Source organism: Saccharothrix sp. ST-888 (assembly GCF_000955975.1).
Classification (GTDB): Bacteria; Actinomycetota; Actinomycetes; order Streptomycetales; family Streptomycetaceae; genus Kitasatospora.
In genome coordinates this window covers 1-304 of sequence record NZ_JYJF01000960.1, presented here as the reverse complement: position 1 = coordinate 304, position 304 = coordinate 1, and the positions used below count along the sequence as shown (strand labels likewise).

At 69.1% G+C, this 304-nt stretch carries 1 protein-coding gene; it reads left to right on the top strand.

The window, feature by feature from the left end:
* Positions 1-304 (top strand): chorismate synthase (locus UK12_RS35175; RefSeq protein WP_045307290.1); only part of this gene is annotated, 304 nt, incomplete at both ends.

Below are 304 nucleotides of genomic sequence, written 5' to 3'. Positions count from 1 at the left end.
TGACACGCTGGGTGGTGTGGTCGAGGTGCTGGCGTACGGGGTGCCGGTGGGCCTGGGTTCGCATGTGCACTGGGACCGCCGTCTGGACGCCCGGCTCGCCGCCGCGCTGATGGGTATTCAGGCGATCAAGGGTGTGGAGGTCGGTGACGGCTTCGAACTCGCCCGGGTTCCCGGTTCCCAGGCGCATGACGAGATCGTTCCGACCGCTGAGGGTGTCCGGCGTACGTCGGGGCGTTCGGGTGGTACCGAGGGTGGTCTGTCGACGGGTGAGCTGCTGCGGGTGCGGGCGGCGATGAAGCCGATC